This is a genomic window from Zobellella taiwanensis (assembly GCF_003012795.1).
Lineage (GTDB): Bacteria > Pseudomonadota > Gammaproteobacteria > Enterobacterales > Aeromonadaceae > Oceanimonas > Oceanimonas taiwanensis.
Genome location: NZ_PXYH01000106.1, coordinates 1 through 210 on the forward strand (window position 1 = coordinate 1; position 210 = coordinate 210).

1 protein-coding gene is annotated in these 210 nt (G+C 64.8%); it reads right to left on the reverse strand.

Translation table 11 applies throughout. The features are described 5' to 3' along the window. Window positions 1–210 (reverse strand): hypothetical protein (locus tag C7I36_RS17530; RefSeq protein WP_181256443.1); only part of this gene is annotated, 210 nt, incomplete at both ends.

Consider the following 210-nt stretch of genomic DNA (forward strand, 5'->3'; position numbering starts at 1 on the left):
GCCCGGTGCCGCCGCGTTGACCGTGGCCGGGATGCTAAAGCCGCCCAGCAATTGAGCCGCCAGCTCGGGGCTCAGGGCGCCGCCACTCCAGACCATGTCGTTATTGCCAACAACGCTCAGGCTGACGGTGTCGTTATCATCCAGATCCCCAAAACTCACCAGGCCAGTGCCGCGCAAGTCCTGGGCACTGGAATCGCCCGCCACTTCCAG